The organism is Reyranella sp., from assembly GCF_017305915.1.
In the GTDB taxonomy this organism is placed as follows: Bacteria; Pseudomonadota; Alphaproteobacteria; order Reyranellales; family Reyranellaceae; genus Reyranella.
In genome coordinates, this window is record NZ_JAFKJN010000025.1 from 86968 (window position 1) to 104182 (window position 17215).

The 17215-nt window shown below is 67.9% G+C and carries 18 protein-coding genes; 9 read left to right on the forward strand and 9 right to left on the reverse strand.

Annotated elements, in window-relative coordinates; genetic code table 11:
- From J0J01_RS24010 to J0J01_RS24020, 3 genes are read left to right on the forward strand one after another with little or no spacing between them, the layout of a single operon-like run.
- Positions 1–666 (forward strand): hypothetical protein, encoded by a 666-nt coding sequence (locus J0J01_RS24010; RefSeq protein WP_296385338.1) that lies wholly within the window; start codon positions 1–3, stop codon positions 664–666.
- On the forward strand, positions 663–1676 hold the full coding sequence (locus J0J01_RS24015; RefSeq protein ID WP_296385341.1) for an MlaD family protein: 1014 nt from the start codon (positions 663–665) through the stop codon (positions 1674–1676). The genes J0J01_RS24010 and J0J01_RS24015 overlap by 4 nt, the downstream gene beginning before the upstream one ends.
- On the forward strand, positions 1673–2584 hold the full coding sequence (locus J0J01_RS24020) for a hypothetical protein (protein WP_296385342.1): 912 nt from the start codon (positions 1673–1675) through the stop codon (positions 2582–2584). The genes J0J01_RS24015 and J0J01_RS24020 overlap by 4 nt, the downstream gene beginning before the upstream one ends.
- A gap of 9 nt (positions 2585–2593) precedes the next feature.
- Here the strand turns inward: J0J01_RS24020 and J0J01_RS24025 are convergent, their stop codons facing one another.
- The 3 genes from J0J01_RS24025 to J0J01_RS24035 form a co-directional block, all read right to left on the reverse strand.
- A complete protein-coding gene (locus J0J01_RS24025) occupies positions 2594–4120 on the reverse strand; it encodes an ABC-F family ATP-binding cassette domain-containing protein (RefSeq protein ID WP_296385344.1) in 1527 nt (508 codons plus the stop codon).
- 187 nt (positions 4121–4307) lie between these two features.
- Positions 4308–5459, reverse strand: coding sequence for an amidohydrolase family protein (locus tag J0J01_RS24030; RefSeq protein ID WP_296385345.1), 1152 nt, complete (start codon positions 5457–5459; stop codon positions 4308–4310).
- A gap of 10 nt (positions 5460–5469) precedes the next feature.
- Positions 5470–6483, reverse strand: coding sequence for an ABC transporter substrate-binding protein (locus tag J0J01_RS24035; protein WP_296385346.1), 1014 nt, complete (start codon positions 6481–6483; stop codon positions 5470–5472).
- Positions 6484–6574: 91 nt separating this feature from the next.
- Between J0J01_RS24035 and J0J01_RS24040 the strand changes: the two genes are divergently transcribed.
- Genes J0J01_RS24040 through J0J01_RS24050 form a run of 3 tightly spaced genes read left to right on the forward strand, consistent with a single transcriptional unit; the run spans position 6575 to position 9043 of the window.
- Positions 6575–7435 (forward strand): TauD/TfdA family dioxygenase, encoded by an 861-nt coding sequence (locus tag J0J01_RS24040; protein WP_296385348.1) that lies wholly within the window; start codon positions 6575–6577, stop codon positions 7433–7435.
- Positions 7428–8195, forward strand: a complete 768-nt coding sequence (locus tag J0J01_RS24045) for an ABC transporter ATP-binding protein (protein WP_296385350.1) — start codon at positions 7428–7430, stop codon at positions 8193–8195. Before J0J01_RS24040 ends, J0J01_RS24045 begins: the two co-directional genes overlap by 8 nt.
- Entirely contained in the window at positions 8195–9043 is an 849-nt protein-coding gene (locus J0J01_RS24050; RefSeq protein WP_296385351.1) for an ABC transporter permease, read from the forward strand. The genes J0J01_RS24045 and J0J01_RS24050 overlap by 1 nt, the downstream gene beginning before the upstream one ends.
- Positions 9044–9046: 3 nt before the next feature.
- Here the strand turns inward: J0J01_RS24050 and J0J01_RS24055 are convergent, their stop codons facing one another.
- The 6 genes from J0J01_RS24055 to J0J01_RS24080 form a co-directional block, all read right to left on the reverse strand.
- Entirely contained in the window at positions 9047–10078 is a 1032-nt protein-coding gene (locus J0J01_RS24055; protein WP_296385353.1) for a formamidase, read from the reverse strand.
- A gap of 158 nt (positions 10079–10236) precedes the next feature.
- Complete coding sequence (locus J0J01_RS24060) at positions 10237–11022, reverse strand: aldolase/citrate lyase family protein (RefSeq protein ID WP_296385355.1); 786 nt, start codon at positions 11020–11022, stop codon at positions 10237–10239.
- 51 nt (positions 11023–11073) lie between these two features.
- Complete coding sequence (locus tag J0J01_RS24065) at positions 11074–11826, reverse strand: hypothetical protein (protein WP_296385358.1); 753 nt, start codon at positions 11824–11826, stop codon at positions 11074–11076.
- On the reverse strand, positions 11823–12710 hold the full coding sequence (locus tag J0J01_RS24070) for a carbohydrate ABC transporter permease (RefSeq protein WP_296385360.1): 888 nt from the start codon (positions 12708–12710) through the stop codon (positions 11823–11825). Before J0J01_RS24070 ends, J0J01_RS24065 begins: the two co-directional genes overlap by 4 nt.
- A complete protein-coding gene (locus J0J01_RS24075) occupies positions 12710–13567 on the reverse strand; it encodes a sugar ABC transporter permease (RefSeq protein ID WP_296385361.1) in 858 nt (285 codons plus the stop codon). The genes J0J01_RS24070 and J0J01_RS24075 overlap by 1 nt, the downstream gene beginning before the upstream one ends.
- 94 nt (positions 13568–13661) lie before the next feature.
- On the reverse strand, positions 13662–15014 hold the full coding sequence (locus J0J01_RS24080) for an extracellular solute-binding protein (RefSeq protein WP_296385363.1): 1353 nt from the start codon (positions 15012–15014) through the stop codon (positions 13662–13664).
- Positions 15015–15073: 59 nt separating this feature from the next.
- Here J0J01_RS24080 and J0J01_RS24085 point away from each other — a divergent pair, with 59 nt between their 5' ends.
- The 3 genes from J0J01_RS24085 to J0J01_RS24095 are packed head-to-tail and all read left to right on the forward strand — an operon-like array spanning position 15074 to position 17214.
- Complete coding sequence (locus tag J0J01_RS24085; protein WP_296385365.1) at positions 15074–15937, forward strand: aldose 1-epimerase; 864 nt, start codon at positions 15074–15076, stop codon at positions 15935–15937.
- A gap of 6 nt (positions 15938–15943) precedes the next feature.
- Entirely contained in the window at positions 15944–16693 is a 750-nt protein-coding gene (locus J0J01_RS24090; RefSeq protein WP_296385367.1) for an SDR family oxidoreductase, read from the forward strand.
- On the forward strand, positions 16690–17214 hold the full coding sequence (locus tag J0J01_RS24095) for a hypothetical protein (RefSeq protein WP_296385369.1): 525 nt from the start codon (positions 16690–16692) through the stop codon (positions 17212–17214). The genes J0J01_RS24090 and J0J01_RS24095 overlap by 4 nt, the downstream gene beginning before the upstream one ends.
- Position 17215: the final 1 nt, after the last annotated feature.

A 17215-nucleotide genomic window follows, 5' to 3' on the forward strand; every position in this document is an offset into this window, starting at 1 on the left:
ATGGCCGATCCGCAAGCCTTCGTCCTCTCGCTGCGCGGCGTGTCGCGGGCCGACTTCGATCTCGGCCATCGCGAGGTGGCCCTGGTCGAGACCGAGGACGAGGACGTCGAGGGCTTCATCGACCTCTGCCTCGGCCTCAGCGACCCGGCGCAGGGCGAGGCCTGGTGCCTCGGGGCATCGTGGCAGGCGCAGGGCTATCGCGAGCGGCTGGCGCGCCGCCGCCGGATCGGCACCCTGATGGGCACGCAGGTCTGGCCGGCGCACGTGCCGGTGGCCCAGCTCGTGCTGGTGCCGCAGCTCTACCACAGCGACCTCGCCGAGGACGATGTCGTCGCCGAGGCGACGGCGCTCGCGCGGCGCTTCGGCCTCGCCGGCCTGCCGACGCCGACGCGCGAGACGGTCCATCCCGGCGACCTAGTGCGCACCGCCTGCGTGCGCGCCTTCCTCGGCGCGCCCGAGCTGGTGCTTATCGCCGACCCCACGCTCGAGGGCATGGCCGAGCTCGGCCTGCCGCTCGCCCAGGCGATCGGCGCGGTGCGCGATCGCGGCGGCGCGGTGCTGTGGCTGCTGGGCTCGCTCGCGGCGCCGGCGGCGCGCTTCGTGGCGGCCGATCACATCCTGCGGCTTACCGAGCGCGGCCTGGTTCGCGCCGGGAGGGGGCCATGAACCGCTCGAGCCTCGGCATCCACCAGTTCAACCAGGCGGTCGGCGCGGTGGTGGTGCTGTGCGTCGTGCTGTTCGCCGGCGCGCTGGTCAATGCCGGCCTGCTGAAGGAGTGGTTCCAGGCCTCGCTGACCCTGCGCATCGTGCTGCCCGAAGCGGGCGTCTCGGGCCTGGCGCAGGGCGCGGAAGTGCAGGTGCTCGGCACCCGCGCCGGCGAGATCCGGCGCATCGTCATCGAGCCCAGCCAGCGCATGCATGCCGAGCTGCGCATCGACCGCCAGATGCAGCCCTTCATCCGTCGCGATTCCCAGGTCGTCATCCGCCGCCAGTTCGGCATCGCCGGCGCGTCGTACGTCGACATCTCGCGCGGCCACGGCGCCGAGCTCGACTGGGGGTTCGCCGTGCTCAACGCCGGGACCGAGCGCGGGCCGACCGACAATATCGGCCAGCTGATCGAGCAGGTGCAGGCGAGGTTCCTGCCGCTGCTCGACGAGATGCACAAGGTGATCGCCAACGCCAATGCCGTGGTCGACAAGGCGGGGCCGCTGCAGCAGACGCTGCAGTCTGCCGCGACGCTCACCCAGCGGCTGGAACGCGGCGAGGGCGCGCTCGGCAAGTTCCTCGCCGACGACAAGATGGTGGCCGACCTGCAGGCCGCGCTGGCCGCCGCGCAATCGGCGATGACCCACGCCAACGGCCTGATGGCCGAGCTCGAGCGCACGTCGAAGGATGCGCGCTTGCCCGGCATGGTCCAGCGCACCGACGAGATCCTCGCCTCGCTGCAGACGCTGTCGAAGAACCTGGCGAGCGCCAGCCCGCGCGTCGGCAAGCTCACCGACAGCGTGACGGCGACCGCCGATTCGATGCCGGCGCTGCTGCTGCAGACCGAGACGACGGCGCGCGAGCTCGAATTTCTGCTCGGCCAGCTGCGCCATCACTGGCTGCTCGGCGGCTCGTCGGCGCCCGCGACGCCTGCGAGCCGGCGCGCGCCGGCAGGCGAGGTCCGCCCGTGACCTTGGCCGTGACCTGGCGGCCGGCTGCGCTTCTGCTGCTGCTGCTCCTCGCCGCCTGCGGCAGCAGCACGCCGGCCGACGAAAGCCCGCCGCCCGACCGGCGCCTCGAGCAGGCCAACCAGGCCGGCACGCGCGCGCTCGCCGTCAACCGCACCGCCGACGCGATCAAGCAGTACCGCGCGGCGCTCGCGGTGGCCTACGAGCGAGACGATGCCGCCGCGATCGGCGATGTCGGCTACAACCTCGCCGTGGCGCAGCTGCGGGCGGGTTCGGCGGCCGACGCCGCGCGCACCGGCCGCGAGATCCGCGCCGAGCTCGAACGCCGCCGTCAGGCGCCGCCCGCCGAGCTGATCCTGGTGCAGGCTGCCGCGGCCTATCGCCTGGGCGCGGTCGACGAGGCGCTGGCCGCGGCCGGCGAGGTGCTGGCCCGCGCGCCGGCGCCGGAGATCGCCACGCGCGCCCAGTACATCCGCGGCGCCGTGCTGGCCGACCTCGGCGATGCGCAGGGCCTGGCGCAGGCGCTCGCGGCCATCCCGCCCTCGGCGAAGCCGGACCAGGAGGGCGACCGGCTGGAGCTTAGCGGCCGCGTCGCCATGCTCGCCGGCGCGACCGACCGGGCGGCGCGCGACTTCGAGCAGGCGGCCGACCAGCGCCGGCTGGCGCTCGACTATCGCGGCATGGCGCGGGCGCTGTCGCTGGCGGGCGACGCCGTGCTGCGCCAGGGCCGCACCGGCGATGCCGCCGGGTTGTTCCTGCGCGCCGGCCGCAGCGCTTTGCTGCAGGGCGACGCCGCGACCGGCAAGACCCTGCTCGACCGCGCCGACCAGCTCGCCCGCCAGTCGGGCGCGGCCGACATCAGGGCCGAGGTCGAGCGGGTGCGCAAGGCCGCTGCCGCGACGCGCAGTTAGGCCCTATCTCTATGCCTGGGCGTCGAAGAAGGCGTCGGGGTCGTCGATCTCGACCAGGCGGCCGCGACGGATCTCGAGGAAGCGCGTCGCCGCCGTCCGCGTAAAGAAGCGGTCGTGGCTGACGAACAGGCAGGAGACGTCGGAGCGCTCGAGCTGCTCCTCGAGGTCTTCCTGGCCCTCGATGTCGAGATGGTTGGTCGGCTCGTCGAGCAGGTAGAAGTTGGGCCGCAGCAGCTTCATCTTCAGGAACACCAGCCGCGCGCGCTCGCCGTGGCTCAGTACGCCGATCGGCTCCTTGAGACGCGCGAAGGCGAAGCCCGCCTGCGCGAGCATGCGGATCGCCTCCTTCTCGGTCGTGCCCTCGGTTGCGGCAAAGTCGAGGATGGTGCTCTTCACCGGCAGGTCCTGCATGGTCTGGTCGAAATAGACCAGCCGGCACGACGGGTTGAAGCGCACCGGCGCCTGCCCGTCATAGTGCTCGCGCTCGGGATCGTAGGCCGCAGCCAGCGCCGACAGCAGCGTCGACTTGCCCGAGCCATTGACGCCCAGCAGGGCGATGCGGTCGCCGGCGGCGACGGTCAACCGGTCGATTGCGATCAGCTTGCGGCTGTCAGGCGTCTTCACGTCGAGATTGGCGAGTCGCAGCGCCACGCGCGCGTCGATGTCGCCGTCGCTCAGCTCCAGCCGGCGGTCGCGGGCGACGTAGGTCTGCGTGCGGTCGGCCTCGATGCGGGCGATGCGGGTTCCGACGGCATTCTTGCGCTTGTTGAGGTCGGGATTCTTGACCGCCCAGACCTTGTAGCGCGCCGCGGCCTGCTCCAGCCGCCTGATCTCTTTCTCCTCGAGCTTGGCGCGCGCCGCAGCCGTGGCGTCGCGGCGCAGCAGCTCCTCGCGCGCGACCGAGAACCGGGTCTTGAAGGCGTGCACGCCGTCGCTGCGCAGGAACAGCGTGCGCTGGGTGACGCGGTCGAGGATCTCGCGGTCGTGGCTGACGATCAGCATCGGGATCTCGAACTCTTCCGTCAGCCAGCGTTCGAGCGTGTTGATGTTGGCAAGGTCGAGATGGTTGGTCGGCTCGTCGAGGATCAGGATGTCCGGCTCCTCGAGCTTCGCCGCGCCGGCGATCAGCATCAGCCGCTGCCAGCCGCCCGACAGCTCGCCGAACTCCCTGTCGAGCGTCTCGGGCGCGATGCCGATCTCCTCGGCCAGCACGTCGAGCCGCCACCAGTCGTCACCCTGGCCGATCCGCTCCAGCGAGCGCTGCAGCACCTCTCGCACTGTCAGCGGGGCCAGCTCCGCGGGCACGTCCTGCGGCACCGAGCCGACGCGCAGGCCGCGCGAGCGGACGATCTGGCCGCCGTTCAGCTCCAGCGCGCCGGTCAGGCATTTCAGCAGGGTCGACTTGCCGGCGCCGTTCTCGCCGACCAGCGCGGTGCGCGCGTCGTCGAGCAGGAACGAGACGTCCTCGAAGATCTTGGCCGAGCCATAGAAGAAGGAGGCGTGCTCCATGCCGAGCACCGCCTGACGCGCAGGCATGACGAGATCCCTAAGAATCCCTCCCCATTCATATGGGGAGGTGTCGGCGTCTTACGCCGACGGAGGGGTCATGAGCCGCAGTCGTGTTGGCGCTTCTGACCCCTCCGTCGCGGATAGGGCACTTTCGCACGAAGTGCGAAAGTGCCGACGCGACACCTCCCCATATGAATGGGGAGGGGAAGAAGGGTCACGCCAGTACACCATCCCGGGCGACGATGCGACCGGCTTTCATCACCCATTTGCGGCGCGGCCGGGCGGCGACGGTCTCGGCCAGGGTCTCGGCCTCTACCGCCACGAAGTCCGCCGGGCCGCCGATCCGGATGCCGTAGTCGGCGAGGCTCAGCACGCGGGCAGCGGCGGACGTCACCATCTCGTAGGGCAGGGCGAGCTCGTGGTCGTGGCGGAAGTTGGCGCGGTAGCCGATCAGCATCGCGCGGTCGAGCATGTCGCCATTGCCGAACGGCGACCAGGCATCGCGGATATTGTCGGAGCCGCCGAACACCTCGACGCCATGCGCGCGCAGCAGCGGCAGGGGCGGCATGGTCGCGGCGCCCGGCCCGTGGCTCATGATGGCGATGCCAGCCTCGGCCAGGGTGTCGGCGGTACGCGCCGCGAGGTCCGTCGGCACCGAGCCGAGGGCGAAGGCGTGGCTGATCGCGACCTTGCCCTTGAGGCCGGTCGCGCGCGTGCGCCGGGCTATCGCGTTCATCTGCGTGATGCCGCCTTCGCCGCCGTCGTGCAGATGGATGTCGACACCGACGCCGTGCTTCTCTGCGACACCGAAGATCGCGTCGAGATGGCCGTCGAGGTCGCGGTCGATGCCCACCGGGTCGAGGCCGCCCACCAGATCGGCGCCCTCGGCGATCGCCGCGTCGAGCAGGTCAGCCGTGCCGGGCGAGCGGATCACGCCGCTTTGCGGGAAGGCGACGATCTGGATGGTGACCAGGTCGCGGAAGCGCTCGCGCACCGCCAGGATGGCGTGCAGGTTCTTGAGGCCCAACTGGTTGTCGATGTCGACGTGGCTGCGCATGTGCAGCGTGCCGCTGGTCACGACCTGCTTCACCAGGTTGGCGCCGGTCTCGGTCTCGGAGACGGTGCGGTTGGCGCGCACCTTGCGCTCGGCCTCGATGCGGTCGGCGACGGCGTTGCCGGCCGCCTGGTTCGGCACCCATGGCAGGCCGAGCAGCGTCTTGTCGAGATGGATGTGGCCGTCGACCAGCGGCGGCAGCAGGAACACGGCGGGTTCCGAGGTCGTCGGCGGCCGCAGCGCAGCGATGCGGCCGTCCGCGATCTCGATGTCGTGTCGGCTGCCGTCGGGCAGCGTGGCGTTGCGGATCATCCGAGAGATTTCATCCGAGCTTGGGCCGCACGTCCTTGGTCTGGTCGAGGATCGCAGACGTGATCACGTCGTCGAGCTTGGGCGCGCCGGCGGTGAACTGCTTCAGCTCGTCGTAGAGCGTGATCTGGTCCTGCCACACCTTGGCATCGAAGGCGCCCCAGCCGTTGGCCTTGGTGTTGTCGTTGAAGGCGAACTTCAGCAGCACTTTCAGGCCCTCGAGCTCGTCGTCACGCTTGAAGTTGGGATAGGCCTTGATCAGGAGGTCGGCCGATTTCTCCGGCTCCTTCTGCGCATAGGCGTAGCCCTTCGCCATCGCCTTGAGGAAGCCGGCGACCATTGGCCCTTTCTTCTCCAGCGTGTCCTTGGTGGCGTAGAGCGGCAGGGCATAGAGCTGCACGCCCGCGTCCCACAGCCGCAGCGTGACCGGCGGCTGGCCCAGCGCCTTGATCGCCGTGGTCGAGGTCAGCCAGCCGGTGAAGGCGTCGACCTGGCCGGTCAGCAATGGCGTGAAGTCGGCGCCGACGACGACCACCTCGACGTCCTTCTCGGGGATGTTGTGCTTCTTGAGCAGCGCGGTCAGCAGGATCTTGCCGGTCGCCTGGATGCCGATCTTCTTGCCGACCATGTCCTTGGGCGTGCGGATCGGCTTCTTCTCCAGGGAGAAGAAGGTGTAGGGGTGCTGCTGCAGGGCCGTGGCGAAGCACTTGACCGGGATCTTCTGCGACGCCGCCAGCATCAGCGACGGGCTCGACGACACCTGGCCGATCTCGCAGCGCCCCGAGGCCACGATCGCCACGCCGTCGATGCTGGGTCCGCCGGGCTGGATCACGACGTGGAGCTTCTCCTCCTCGAAGTAGCCGAGCTGGCTGGCGACCACCTCGCCGATGTTGTTGTTGGAGGCGAGCCAGCCGAGCTGCATGTTGACGGTCTGGGTCTTGGCCTGGGCGAAGCCGCCCGATGGCAGGAGATTTGCAGCGGCCGCGGCGGTGGCAGCAGCTCCTGTGAGAAGTGTGCGGCGGCGCATGATTGATCCCTCCCCGATTGTGTCTTGCGACCGTAACGATAGACTGCCGCAAGACACGGACCAAATCGAGGCTCCCCTCATCGAGGATCCCATGGCCAAGCCCTTCGACGTCCAGCCGGTCGACGCCTCATTCGGGGCGGTGGTTACCGGTATCCGCCTCGCCGATCTCGACGAACCGACCTGGCGTTCGCTCCATGACACCTGGTTGCAGTACGCGCTGCTGATCTTCCCGGGGCAGTTCCTGAAGAAGGACGAGCAGATCGCCTTCGCCAAGCGCTTCGGGCCGCTGGAGTTCGAGATGGGCGCAGTCAGCAACGTCCGCGAGGACGGCACGCTGCGCGCGCCGGAAGAAGGCGACGACGTCGTCCAGATCCTCAAGGGCAACGAGGGCTGGCACGCCGATTCGACCTTCAAGCCGATCCAGGCCAAGGGCGCAGTGTTCAGCGCCGAGGTCGTGCCGACGATCGGCGGCCACACCGGCTGGGCCGACATGCGCGCGGCCTACGACGCGCTCGATGCCGCGACCAAGCAAAGGATCGCGAACCTCGCCGCCTACCATTCGCTGCACTACAGCCAGGGCCGCATCGGCCATGTGCCGCAGAAGGGCACCGACGACTATCGCCGCCTGGGCTTCGAGGGCGACGAGGACGTGCTGCGGCCGCTGGTCAAGATCCATCCCGACACCGGCCGCAAGTCGCTGCTGATCGGCCGCCATGCGCACGACATCCCGGGGCTGTCGCCGGCGGACTCGCAGCAGCTCCTGCAGGAGCTGATCGACTTCGCCTGCCAGCCGCCGCGCCTCTATCACCACGACTGGCGCGTCGGCGACGTCGTGATCTGGGACAACCGTTGCCTCTTGCACCAGGCGACGCCGTTCGACATGACCCAGCCGCGCGTCATGTGGCACACCCGCATCGCCGGCGATCCGGTGAGCGAAGCCGCCCTTGGCTGAGACGGCGGTCTCCTGCGAGAGGGTCAGCGTCCGCTTCACCAGCGAACGCGGCACGGTCACCGCGCTCGACAACATCGATCTCACTATCCCGCGCGGCAGCTTCCTGACGCTGCTCGGGCCCTCCGGCTGCGGCAAGTCCACCCTGCTGCGCGTGATGGCCGACCTCGTGGCACCGTCGAGCGGCCGCGTGTCGGTGCTGGGCGGCGCGCCGCAGGCCGCGCGCGAATCGCGGCAGATCGGGTTCGTGTTCCAGGATCCGGCGCTGCTCGCCTGGCGCACGGTGCTGGAGAACGTCTCGCTGCCGCTCGAGGTCGGCGGCGGCAAGGCCTTGCCCGGCGCGCGCTCGCCGCACGAGTTGCTGTCGCTGGTCGGCCTCAGCGGCTGGGAGAAGGCCTATCCGCACGAGCTGTCGGGCGGCATGCGCCAGCGCGTGGCGATCGCCCGCGCCCTGGTTTCCAATCCGCGGCTGCTGCTGATGGACGAGCCGTTCGGGGCGCTCGACGAGATCACGCGCGATCGGCTGAACGAGGAGCTGCTGCAGCTCTGGGAGACCACCGGCACGACCATCGTGTTCGTGACCCATTCGATCTACGAGGCGGCGTTCCTCGGCCAGAGCGTGCTGCTGCTGGCGGCGCGGCCTGGGAGGGTCCGCGAGCAGGTGCCCGTCACGCTTCCCATGCCGCGCCGGCTGGCGCAGCGCGAGACGACGGAGTTCGTGTCGCTGGCCGGCCATCTGCGCCGCGTGCTGGAGACCTGCTGATGGCCGAGCAGGTGACCGCCAATCAAGTGCCAGTCGGCGGCTTTGCCGAGGATGCCGAGGCCGACGCCCGCTTCCTCGCCCACAAGCGCTACCTCGCCTGGCGCCGCCGCCTGCTGCCGATCGGCGCCATCCTGCTGTTCCTTCTGCTGTGGTGGCAGGCGGTCGTGCAGTTCGAGATCAAGCCGTTCATCGCGCCGTCGCCGGTGGCGGTGGCCAAGGTCCTGGTCGAGCGCTTCGATATCCTGATGACCAACCTGCTGCCGACCGCGATCGAGGCGGTGTGCGGCTTCCTGCTGGGCAACTTCGCGGCGATCGCGCTCGCAACCGTGTTCGTCTATCGCAAGACCTCGGAAGAGGCGCTGTTCCCGATCGCGGTGATGGTCAACACCATCCCGGTCGTCGCCAAGGCGCCGATCCTCGTGCTGCTGCTGGGCAACGGCATGGAGCCAAAGATCGCCATCGCCGCGATCATCTGCTTCTTCCCGACGCTGGTGAACATGACGCGGGGCCTGCGCGACGTGCGGCCCGAGCAGCTCGAATTGATGCGCATCCTGTCGGCGACGCCGCGCGAGGTGTTCTTCCGCATCCGCGTGCCCAACGCGCTGCCGTACCTGTTCTCGGCGCTGAAGATCGCGGCCTCGACCGCGGTGATCGGCGCGATCGTCGGCGAATGGATCGGCTCGAACGTCGGCATCGGCGCGCTGATCATCCAGGCGACCTACAACTTCGATTCGCCGCTGCTCTACGCGACGATCGTCGTCGGCTCGACCTTCTCGGCGCTGTTCTTCGGCGTGATCTCGCTGGCCGAACGCTCGATGCTGCGCTGGCACACCGCGCACAAGGATTGAGGCCTACTCCGCGGCGAGCTTCTTCGGCGGCAGGGTCGTCGGCACCGGCTTGAACGTGCGCGTCGGCGTGGCGAAGCCGCAGCTCGCACCGTCGGTCACCTTGACGTCCTTCTCCCACGGCAGCGCATACCTCCCGGTGGCGAGGTCGTGCATGTAGGTGTAGGGGCAGTCGCGCGCGCCACCCTTCACCGCGACATAGCCGCGATGGCCGAACTGGTAGATGTTGTTCTCGACGCCCCAGTGGATTCGGGCCTCGTCGCACAGCTTCGGCCGCACCTCGGCGGTGATGATCTCGTCGGGGACGCCGTTGCCCGTGGCGAGCGGCGTCCCGTCGTAGTTCACGATCATGCCTTCGCCCATCGAGTCGAACGTGCCGTCGCTGCCGGCGAGACAGACCGAGGCCGTGTACAGCAGGTTGCAGAAGGCGTTCGACTGGTTGGTGAAGTGCCAGCTCTGGCGGATCGGCGCGGTATAGCCGGCCGTGCGGATCATGACGTTGGCGCCCTTGTAGGCGCTCTCGCGCGCCATCTCGGGGAACATGCCGTCGTGGCAGATGATCAGCGCGATCTTCGAGCCGTTCGGCCCGTCGCACACCGGGATGCCGAGATCGCCCGGCTCCCACGGCTCGACCGGCACCCAGGGGTGCATCTTGCGGTAATAGAGTTTGATCTCGCCCTTGTTGTCGATGATCAGCCCCGAGTTGAACGGGTTGCCGTGGGGATTGAACTCCATGATGGAGAAGCAGCCCCAGATGTCATTGGCGATGCAGGCGCCGCGGAAGCGCTCGACCTCGGGCCCGTCCAGCCGGCACATGATCTCCGGATTGGTGTCCATGGAGAGGCCGTGCAGCGAGTATTCCGGGAAGACGACCAGGTCCATGGTCGACATGTTGCGCCGCGCCTTGGCGACCAGCGCGCACACGCGGTCGGTCTGACGCGCGAGATCGTCCCTGGTGACGACGACGGGGTTCTGGATCTGCACCAACCCGATGACCATGCCATCGGGCGCCTTGTTGAGGCCGCCTAGTCCGCTCATCGCTTCCTCCGCCGGTTGTCTTGCCGGCGGAGGAGGCAAGCTCCGTGCCACTCTTTTCCTCCCCCGTCATACGGGGGAGGGCAGGGAGGGAGAGGGCAACAGGCGTGGTGCTTGCCCCCTCCTCGATCCTCCCCCGTCTGACGGGGGAGGAGGAAAGACTACTTGTCTGCGGCCGCGCCGACGTCCTTGCGGAAGCCGTTGACGGCAGCCCTGGCAGCCATCGCCATCAGGCCGGAATCGTTGGCGATCGTGCATAGCTGGAAGCCCATGCCGAAGGCCTTGGCGGCGTAGCTCGCGGTGCCGTTGTGGATGCCGGCGAACAGGTTGCGCTTCTTGCAGGCGCTCGTGAGCTTCTCGTAGATCTTGAGGACCTGCGGCTCCTCGCGGTCGAGCCGCGGCTCCAGGCCGAGCGACAGGCCGAGATCGGACGGGCCGACATAGATGCCGCTCACGCCCGGCACGTCGAGGATGGCGTCGATGTTGTCGATCGCCTCCTGGGTCTCGATCATCGGGATGATCAGCACTTCGTCGTTGGCGATCTTCTGGTATGGCGTCGCCGAGCCGTAGGCACCGGCGCGGATCGGGCCGTTCGAGCGCTTGCCCTTGGGCGGATAGAGCGAATACGAGACCAGCGCCTTGGCCTCGGCGGCGTTGTTGACCATCGGACAGATCACGCCCCACGCCCCACCGTCCAGCACCTTGCCGATGATGCCGGGCTCGTTCCACGGCACGCGCACCAGCGGGGTGATCGGATGCTTGTCCATCGCCTGGAAGCAGGCGACCATCGACTGGTAGTCCTGCACGCCGTGCTGAATATCGACAGTAACGCTGTCCCAGCCGCACTGCGCCATGACCTCGGCCGAGAAGCCGCTGGGGATCGCGAGCCAAGCGTTGACGCAGGCCTTGCCGGCCTGCAGGCGCTTCTTCAGCATGTTCGTCGACATATCGGCGTTCCCTCACTTCGGTAATGGAACGCCTTTCTTAGCGCCGGCCGGCTACATTGTCTTGTAGACGTGCCAGGGCCCTTCGATCCGCTCGATGTAAAGGTGTCCGGTTTCGTTGATCGAAGGTAGTTTTTCGCCGGGCGGGACGTAGAGCACGCCGACCACGCCTTGCGATGGGCCGCCGAGCCGGAGCTCGAGCCGCCCGAGGGCGATGCGTTCCCAGTCCTTGAAGTGCAGTGCGTTCATCCTGGTGCGGATGGCCTTGGCGTCTCTGGCGTCGATCGCCGTCTTCAGCGCGTCGAGCGCGCCGAGCTGCTTGCGGAAGTGAGCCAGCCTTTCGAGGTCGGGCAGGAAGGCGATGCGGAGGCTCTGGTAGTCCCATTCTTCCTGGTCGCTGCGCGCCGTCTTCTGCGCCAGGACCATGCCGTCGTAGGTACTCGACGCCGCGCCGAGGGAGCGTACGGCCTTGAGCTTCAGGGTGCCGCTTTCGCTCGTGAAGTAGGCATACCAGTCGATAGTCTCGCGGCCGTTGTCGATCGTCACGTCGTAGACCGGCGCATCGGCCGGCGAGAGGGCGAGGCGGCGAGCGGCATAGTGCTTGCCGGGCAGCAGCATCTGGCCGACGGTCGGTTCGTCCGAGTAGCGGCGCTTCATCTCGCCGGTGTAGGAGGCGCCGCGATTCGGCACGCTGTCGGGATTAGGACCGAAGTAACCGTCGATGATCTCCTCGGGCGAGGGTGCTGCCAGACAGGGAAGAGCCAGCAGGGCGAAGGCCATTGCCAGCGCGAGTCTGATCGGGCTCATCCCTTGACTGCGCCCGCGGCGAGGCCCTCGACGATATAGCGCTGCAGCAGCATCACCAGCACGACGGTGGGCAGCAGGGCCAGCAGGCAGATCGCCATCATCAGATTGAAGAACACGAACAGATCGCCGACCAGGCTGGCGATGACCACGGGCAGGGTCATGAAGTCGGGTCGCGCGTTCAGGATCAGCGGGATCAGGAGCTCGTGCCACGAAACGATGAACATGATGACGCCGCAGGCCGCCAGGGCCGGCGTGGCGAGCGGCAGCACGATGTGGAAGAAGGCGCGGAACCGCGTGCAGCCGTCGATGCGGGCGGCCTCCTCGAGCTCGGACGGGATGGCGTCGAAGTAGGGGGCGAGGATCAGGATGGCGTAGGGCAGCAGGAAGCCGGTCTCGGCGATGATCACGCCGCCCAGCGTGTTGAGCTGGCCCAGCGAGCGGATGACGATGTAGAGCGGGATCATCAGCACGATCGCCGGCACGAAGCGCGAGACGATGTTGGCCTGCAGCAGGAACAGCGTCCATCGATAGCGTAGGCGGGCGATGGTGTAGGCCGACAGGGCGCCGAACAGCAGGGTCAGGGCCGTCACCGATGCCGCCACGATCAGCGAGTTGGCGAAGGCGCGGTAGAACCTCTTGATGTTGTCGGGCAGGTAGGTCGCCTGGTCGAAGATACGGCCCTTCTGCGCGCCCTGGGTCAGGATCACCACGAAGTTGTCGGCCGTGACCTCCAGCGGCAGGACGCGGCGGGTGTCGGCGTGCAGCGCCTTCTCCGACTGCACGCTGCCCAGCAGCACGGCGGCGAGCGGCAGCAGGATGACGGCGATCACCACGAGGTTGGCGACATGCAGGGCGAGCTTTGCCGGGCGCGACAGCTTGAACATCAGAGCGTCACCCGGCGGTAGACCGCACGCAGATAGACCAGCGCGATCGCGGCGATCATCAGGGCCAGGATGAAGGCCGAGGCCGCACCCATGCCGAAGTTGTTGGGCGGCGAGAAGCTGATCTTGTAGCTATACCAGGCGGCGACCCATGTGGCGTCGCCCGGCCCGCCCTGGGTGATCGCCAGGATCTCCTCGAACACCGCGAAGGCGAAGGCGGTGCGCAGGATCAGGATGATGGCGATGATCTGCTGCAGCATCGGCAGGGTGATCTGGCGGAAGCGGTGCCAGGCATTGGCGCCGTCGATCGCCGCCTGCTCGTAGAGCTCGCGCGGGATGCCCTGCAGGGCGGCGTGCACCAGGATGATGGCGAACGGCAGGGTGCGCCAGATGTAGGGCACGGTGACGGCGTAGAGCGCGGTGTCGGGATTGCCGGCCCAGTTGATCGGTTGGTCGATCACGCCGGCGCTGAACAGCAGGCGGTTCAGGAAGCCGAACTGGAAGCTGTACATGAACGACCAGATCAGGCCGTTGCAGATCGGCGGGATGGCGTAGGGCAGCAGGATGAGAAAGCGAGTGACCCGCGAGGTCCAGACGCCGGCCTGGTTGATCAGCAAGGCGATCGCCACCGCGATCACCACCTCGCTCACCACGGTGATGGCGGTGAAGATCAGCGTGTTCTTGATCGCGACCCAGAACAGCGGATCCTCGAGCACGCGGCCATAATTCTCCCAGCCGGTGAACGGGAACTCGCCGCGCCTGAGCTGGGCCAACCCGACCTTGTGCACCGAGAGGTAGCCGGCATAGATCACCGGATAGGCGAGGATCGCCGCCAGGAAGGCGAGCGTCGGCAGGTTCATGGCCAGAGCGAACTGCCGCGCCGACAGCTCGCCGCGGAACCGCCGCCGACGCGGGCGCGCCGCGATCGGCGGCTGGGCCAGCGCGGTCAGGGCGTCAGACCTTGCGCTTGGCGTCGGCGATACCCTTGATCAGGTTGTCGCAGCAGACGTCCGCGCTGATCTGGCCGGTCAGGCACTTCTGGACCTCGATGTTGAGCTGGTCGGTCCACGGGAAGTGCCAGGGTTGATAGATCGACGAGCAGACCTCGGCGATGTAGGCCGACTTGTCCCAGATCTTCAGTATCTCCGGCACGTCGCCCCACGGCGCCCAGCCGGTCTTGATCACGTCGCTCTGCATCACCGACTGGTATCCCGAGCCCAGCATCGCATCCTTGGCGAGGCCGATTGCCTGCGTGTACTGGCCGTCCTTGGTCTTGCCGCCGAGATACTGCAGCAACTTCCACGCCCACTCCTTGTTGCGGTTGGCAGTGCACAGGAAATAGACGTGCGCGTCGGCGATCGTCTTGCCGTTGCCCGGCGAGCCCATGACCTTGACCTTGCCGGCGATCGGCGACTGCGCCGGATCGTTGGCGACGTTCAGGCCGTAGTGATGGTTGGGGCCGCGATAGAGGTTCTTGCCGGCGCCGAACGCCTTGGCCGAGGTGGTGAACTGCACCTTGAGCGATTCGGGATCGGCGATGTCGAGGCCCTTCTCGAAGGTGTTGGCCCACCATTTCAGCGTCTCGCGCGCGACCGAGCCCGGCCCGAGCATGTGGTTACCCTGCTTGTCGAAGAAGGTGCCACCCCTGTTCCAGGTCATCTGGTACCAGGTGCCGGGCAGCTGCTCGAGGCCGACGCCCGCGACCCAAAGGACCGGATAGCGCGAGACGCCGTCCTTCTTGGCCTTGACGCAATGCTCGATGAATTCCTCGTAGGTGGTGAAGGGCTTGTCGATCTTCAGCTTCTCCAGCATGTCGCTGTAGTAGTTCCACACCCAGGCCGTGGCGAAGTAGGGCAGGCCCATCAGCTTGCCGTTCACCATCGCCACCTGCTTGGTGAAAGGCGTGAAGTCGTTGGCGTAGTCCTTGGCGCCCGGCAGGTCGTCGAGCGGCTCGACCAGACCTTGCGCCACGAAGTTCGGGAAGGAGAAGGGCGAGGACTGCGACACGTCGATCTTCTCGCCGGCCGCGTACATCGTCGCGAGCTTGGTCGGATGGTCGTTGAACGACGAGATGGTCGAATCGATCTTGACGCCCCAGTCGGCCTCGAACTGCTTGGAGATGCGGGCATAAATGTCGCCGTAGGTCCAGACCACGAAATTCAGCCGGTCGACCTTGCTCTTGGGCGGCTGGCTCCACGGTCCGCCGGCCTGGCCGAAGGCGTCCATCGGACCCATCAGCCCGAGACTTGCGGCCCCACCCAGTACTGTACGCCTACGCAACGCACGCTTGATGAGATCGTCGGTCATGCCGTCCCCCTCGTGGCCGTCCCTGCAAGAAACGCGCCGCCGTGCTAAGGCCTGAGCCTATGACTCTTTTGACGCTCAGGACAGGCCGTCTCGCTGTGGAACTGGCCCCGTCGGCGGGCGGTTCCGTTGCGCGGTTCGAGTGCGATGGCGTCGACATCCTGCGGCCGATGACGGCCGAGGCGATCGCTTCGGGCAAAGGCAACAACGCGGCCCTCTATCCGCTGGTGCCTTATTCCAACCGCATCCGCGACGGCCGGCTGGTGTTCGGGCACGAGGTCTTCCGGCTCGCGCTCAATTGGCCGGGCATCGGCCATCCTATGCATGGCGACGGCTGGGCGCAGGCGTGGGCGGTCGTACACAGCGACGCTACGTCGGCGGAGATCACGTACCTCCACGAGCGCGTCGGCGAGCAGGGCGGTTGGCCGTTCCGCTATCGCGCGCGGCAACGCTATCGTCTCGACGAAGCGAGCCTCGCGATCGCGATCTCGCTCGAGAACCTCGAGGACCGGCGCGTGCCGGCCGGCATCGGCCTGCACCCCTTCTTCGTGCGCGATCCCGACTGCGCGCTGACCTGCCGCACCACGTTTGCATGGCGCGCCGACGCCGAGGTCCTGCCGGTCGAGCGCATCCCCGTGCCGCCGGACTGGGACTTCGCCGCCGGCCGCCGGCCCGACAGCGTTGCGCTCGACAACTGCTTCGACGGCTGGGACGGCCACGCCACCATCGCCTGGCCGGCGCGGCGGCTGAAGCTTGATCTCGATGCCTCTCCGCCGTTTCGTCATCTCGTGGTCTACACCCCGCCCGGTCAGTCGTTCTTCTGTGTCGAGCCGGTCAGCCATGCCAACGGGCAGGTGGGCTTGGCAGCGCTCGGTCCCGCGGGCACGCTGTCGGGCGAAGTCGTGTTCCGTCTTTCGATCTTGTGAGGAGCCATGCCCGAGTTCGCGATCTATCCCAGCCTCAGGGGCCGCAGCGTGTTCGTGTCGGGCGGCGGCTCGGGCATCGGTGCCTCGATCGTCGAGCATCTCGCGGCGCAAGGCGCCAGGGTGGGCTTCGTCGACATCGACGAGCCGGCCTCGCGGCAGGTCGAGGCCAAGACCGGCGCCACATTCCTGAAATGCGACATCAAGGACGTGAAGGCCTACCAGGCCGCCCTTGCCGAGGTCGCGGCGAAGCAGGGCCCGATCACCGTGTTGGTCAACAACGCCGCGCATGACGAGCGCCACAAGCTCGAGGACGTGACGCCGGAGTTCTGGGACGACCGCATCGCCGTCAACCTGCGGCACGCCTTCTTCGCCATCCAGGCGGTGGTGCCCGGCATGAAGAAGGCGGGCGGCGGCTCGATCGTCAACTTCAGCTCGATCAGCTACCACACCATGACCGCCAACCTGGCCGTCTACCAGGCGGCCAAGGCGGCGACGATCGGCATGACCCGCGGCCTGGCGCGCGACCTCGGCGGCGACAGGATCCGGCTGAACTCGATCACGCCGGGCTGGATCATGACCCAGCGCCAGATCGACAAGTGGCTGACGCCGGCGGCCGAGGCCGACCTGATGAAGTCCCAGGTGCTGAAGGAAAAGGTCTATCCGCCCGACATCGCCCGCATGGTGCTGTTCCTGGCGGCGGACGACAGCCGGCTGATCTCGGCGCAGAACTTCGTGGTCGATGGAGGGCGCATGTGAGCCTGAACGTCGCCTCCTGGCCGGCCAAGGCGGGGCGGATCTGGCTGCGGGAGATGCGGCATCTCCTGCCGCCGACGCTCTATTTCTTCTGCGCGTTCAACATCATCGTCCACACCACCAACTTGCTGACCCGCAGCTACTGGTTCGCGCTGTCGCACTTCCTCACCGCCACGCTGTTCGCGCTGCTGGTCGGCAAGGCGGTGCTGGTGGCCGACAAGTTCCGCGCCATCGACCGCTTCCGCGGCGCGCCGCTGATCAAGCCGATCCTCTACAAGACGCTGTTCTACGGCCTGGTGGTGATGCTGTTCCGCGTCATCGAGCAGCTCGTCCACTTCTCGTTCGACAGCGACGGCTTCCGCGTCGCCTTCCGGGAGGCGGCCGACGCCTTCAACTGGCGCCGCTTCACGGCCATCCAGATCTGGCTGTTCACCTGCTTCCTGATCTACGTCACCGCGACCGAGCTCTCCGCCGCGCTCGGCCCGGGCAAGCTCCGGAAGCTGATGTTCGGCCCGCGCTCCTAGC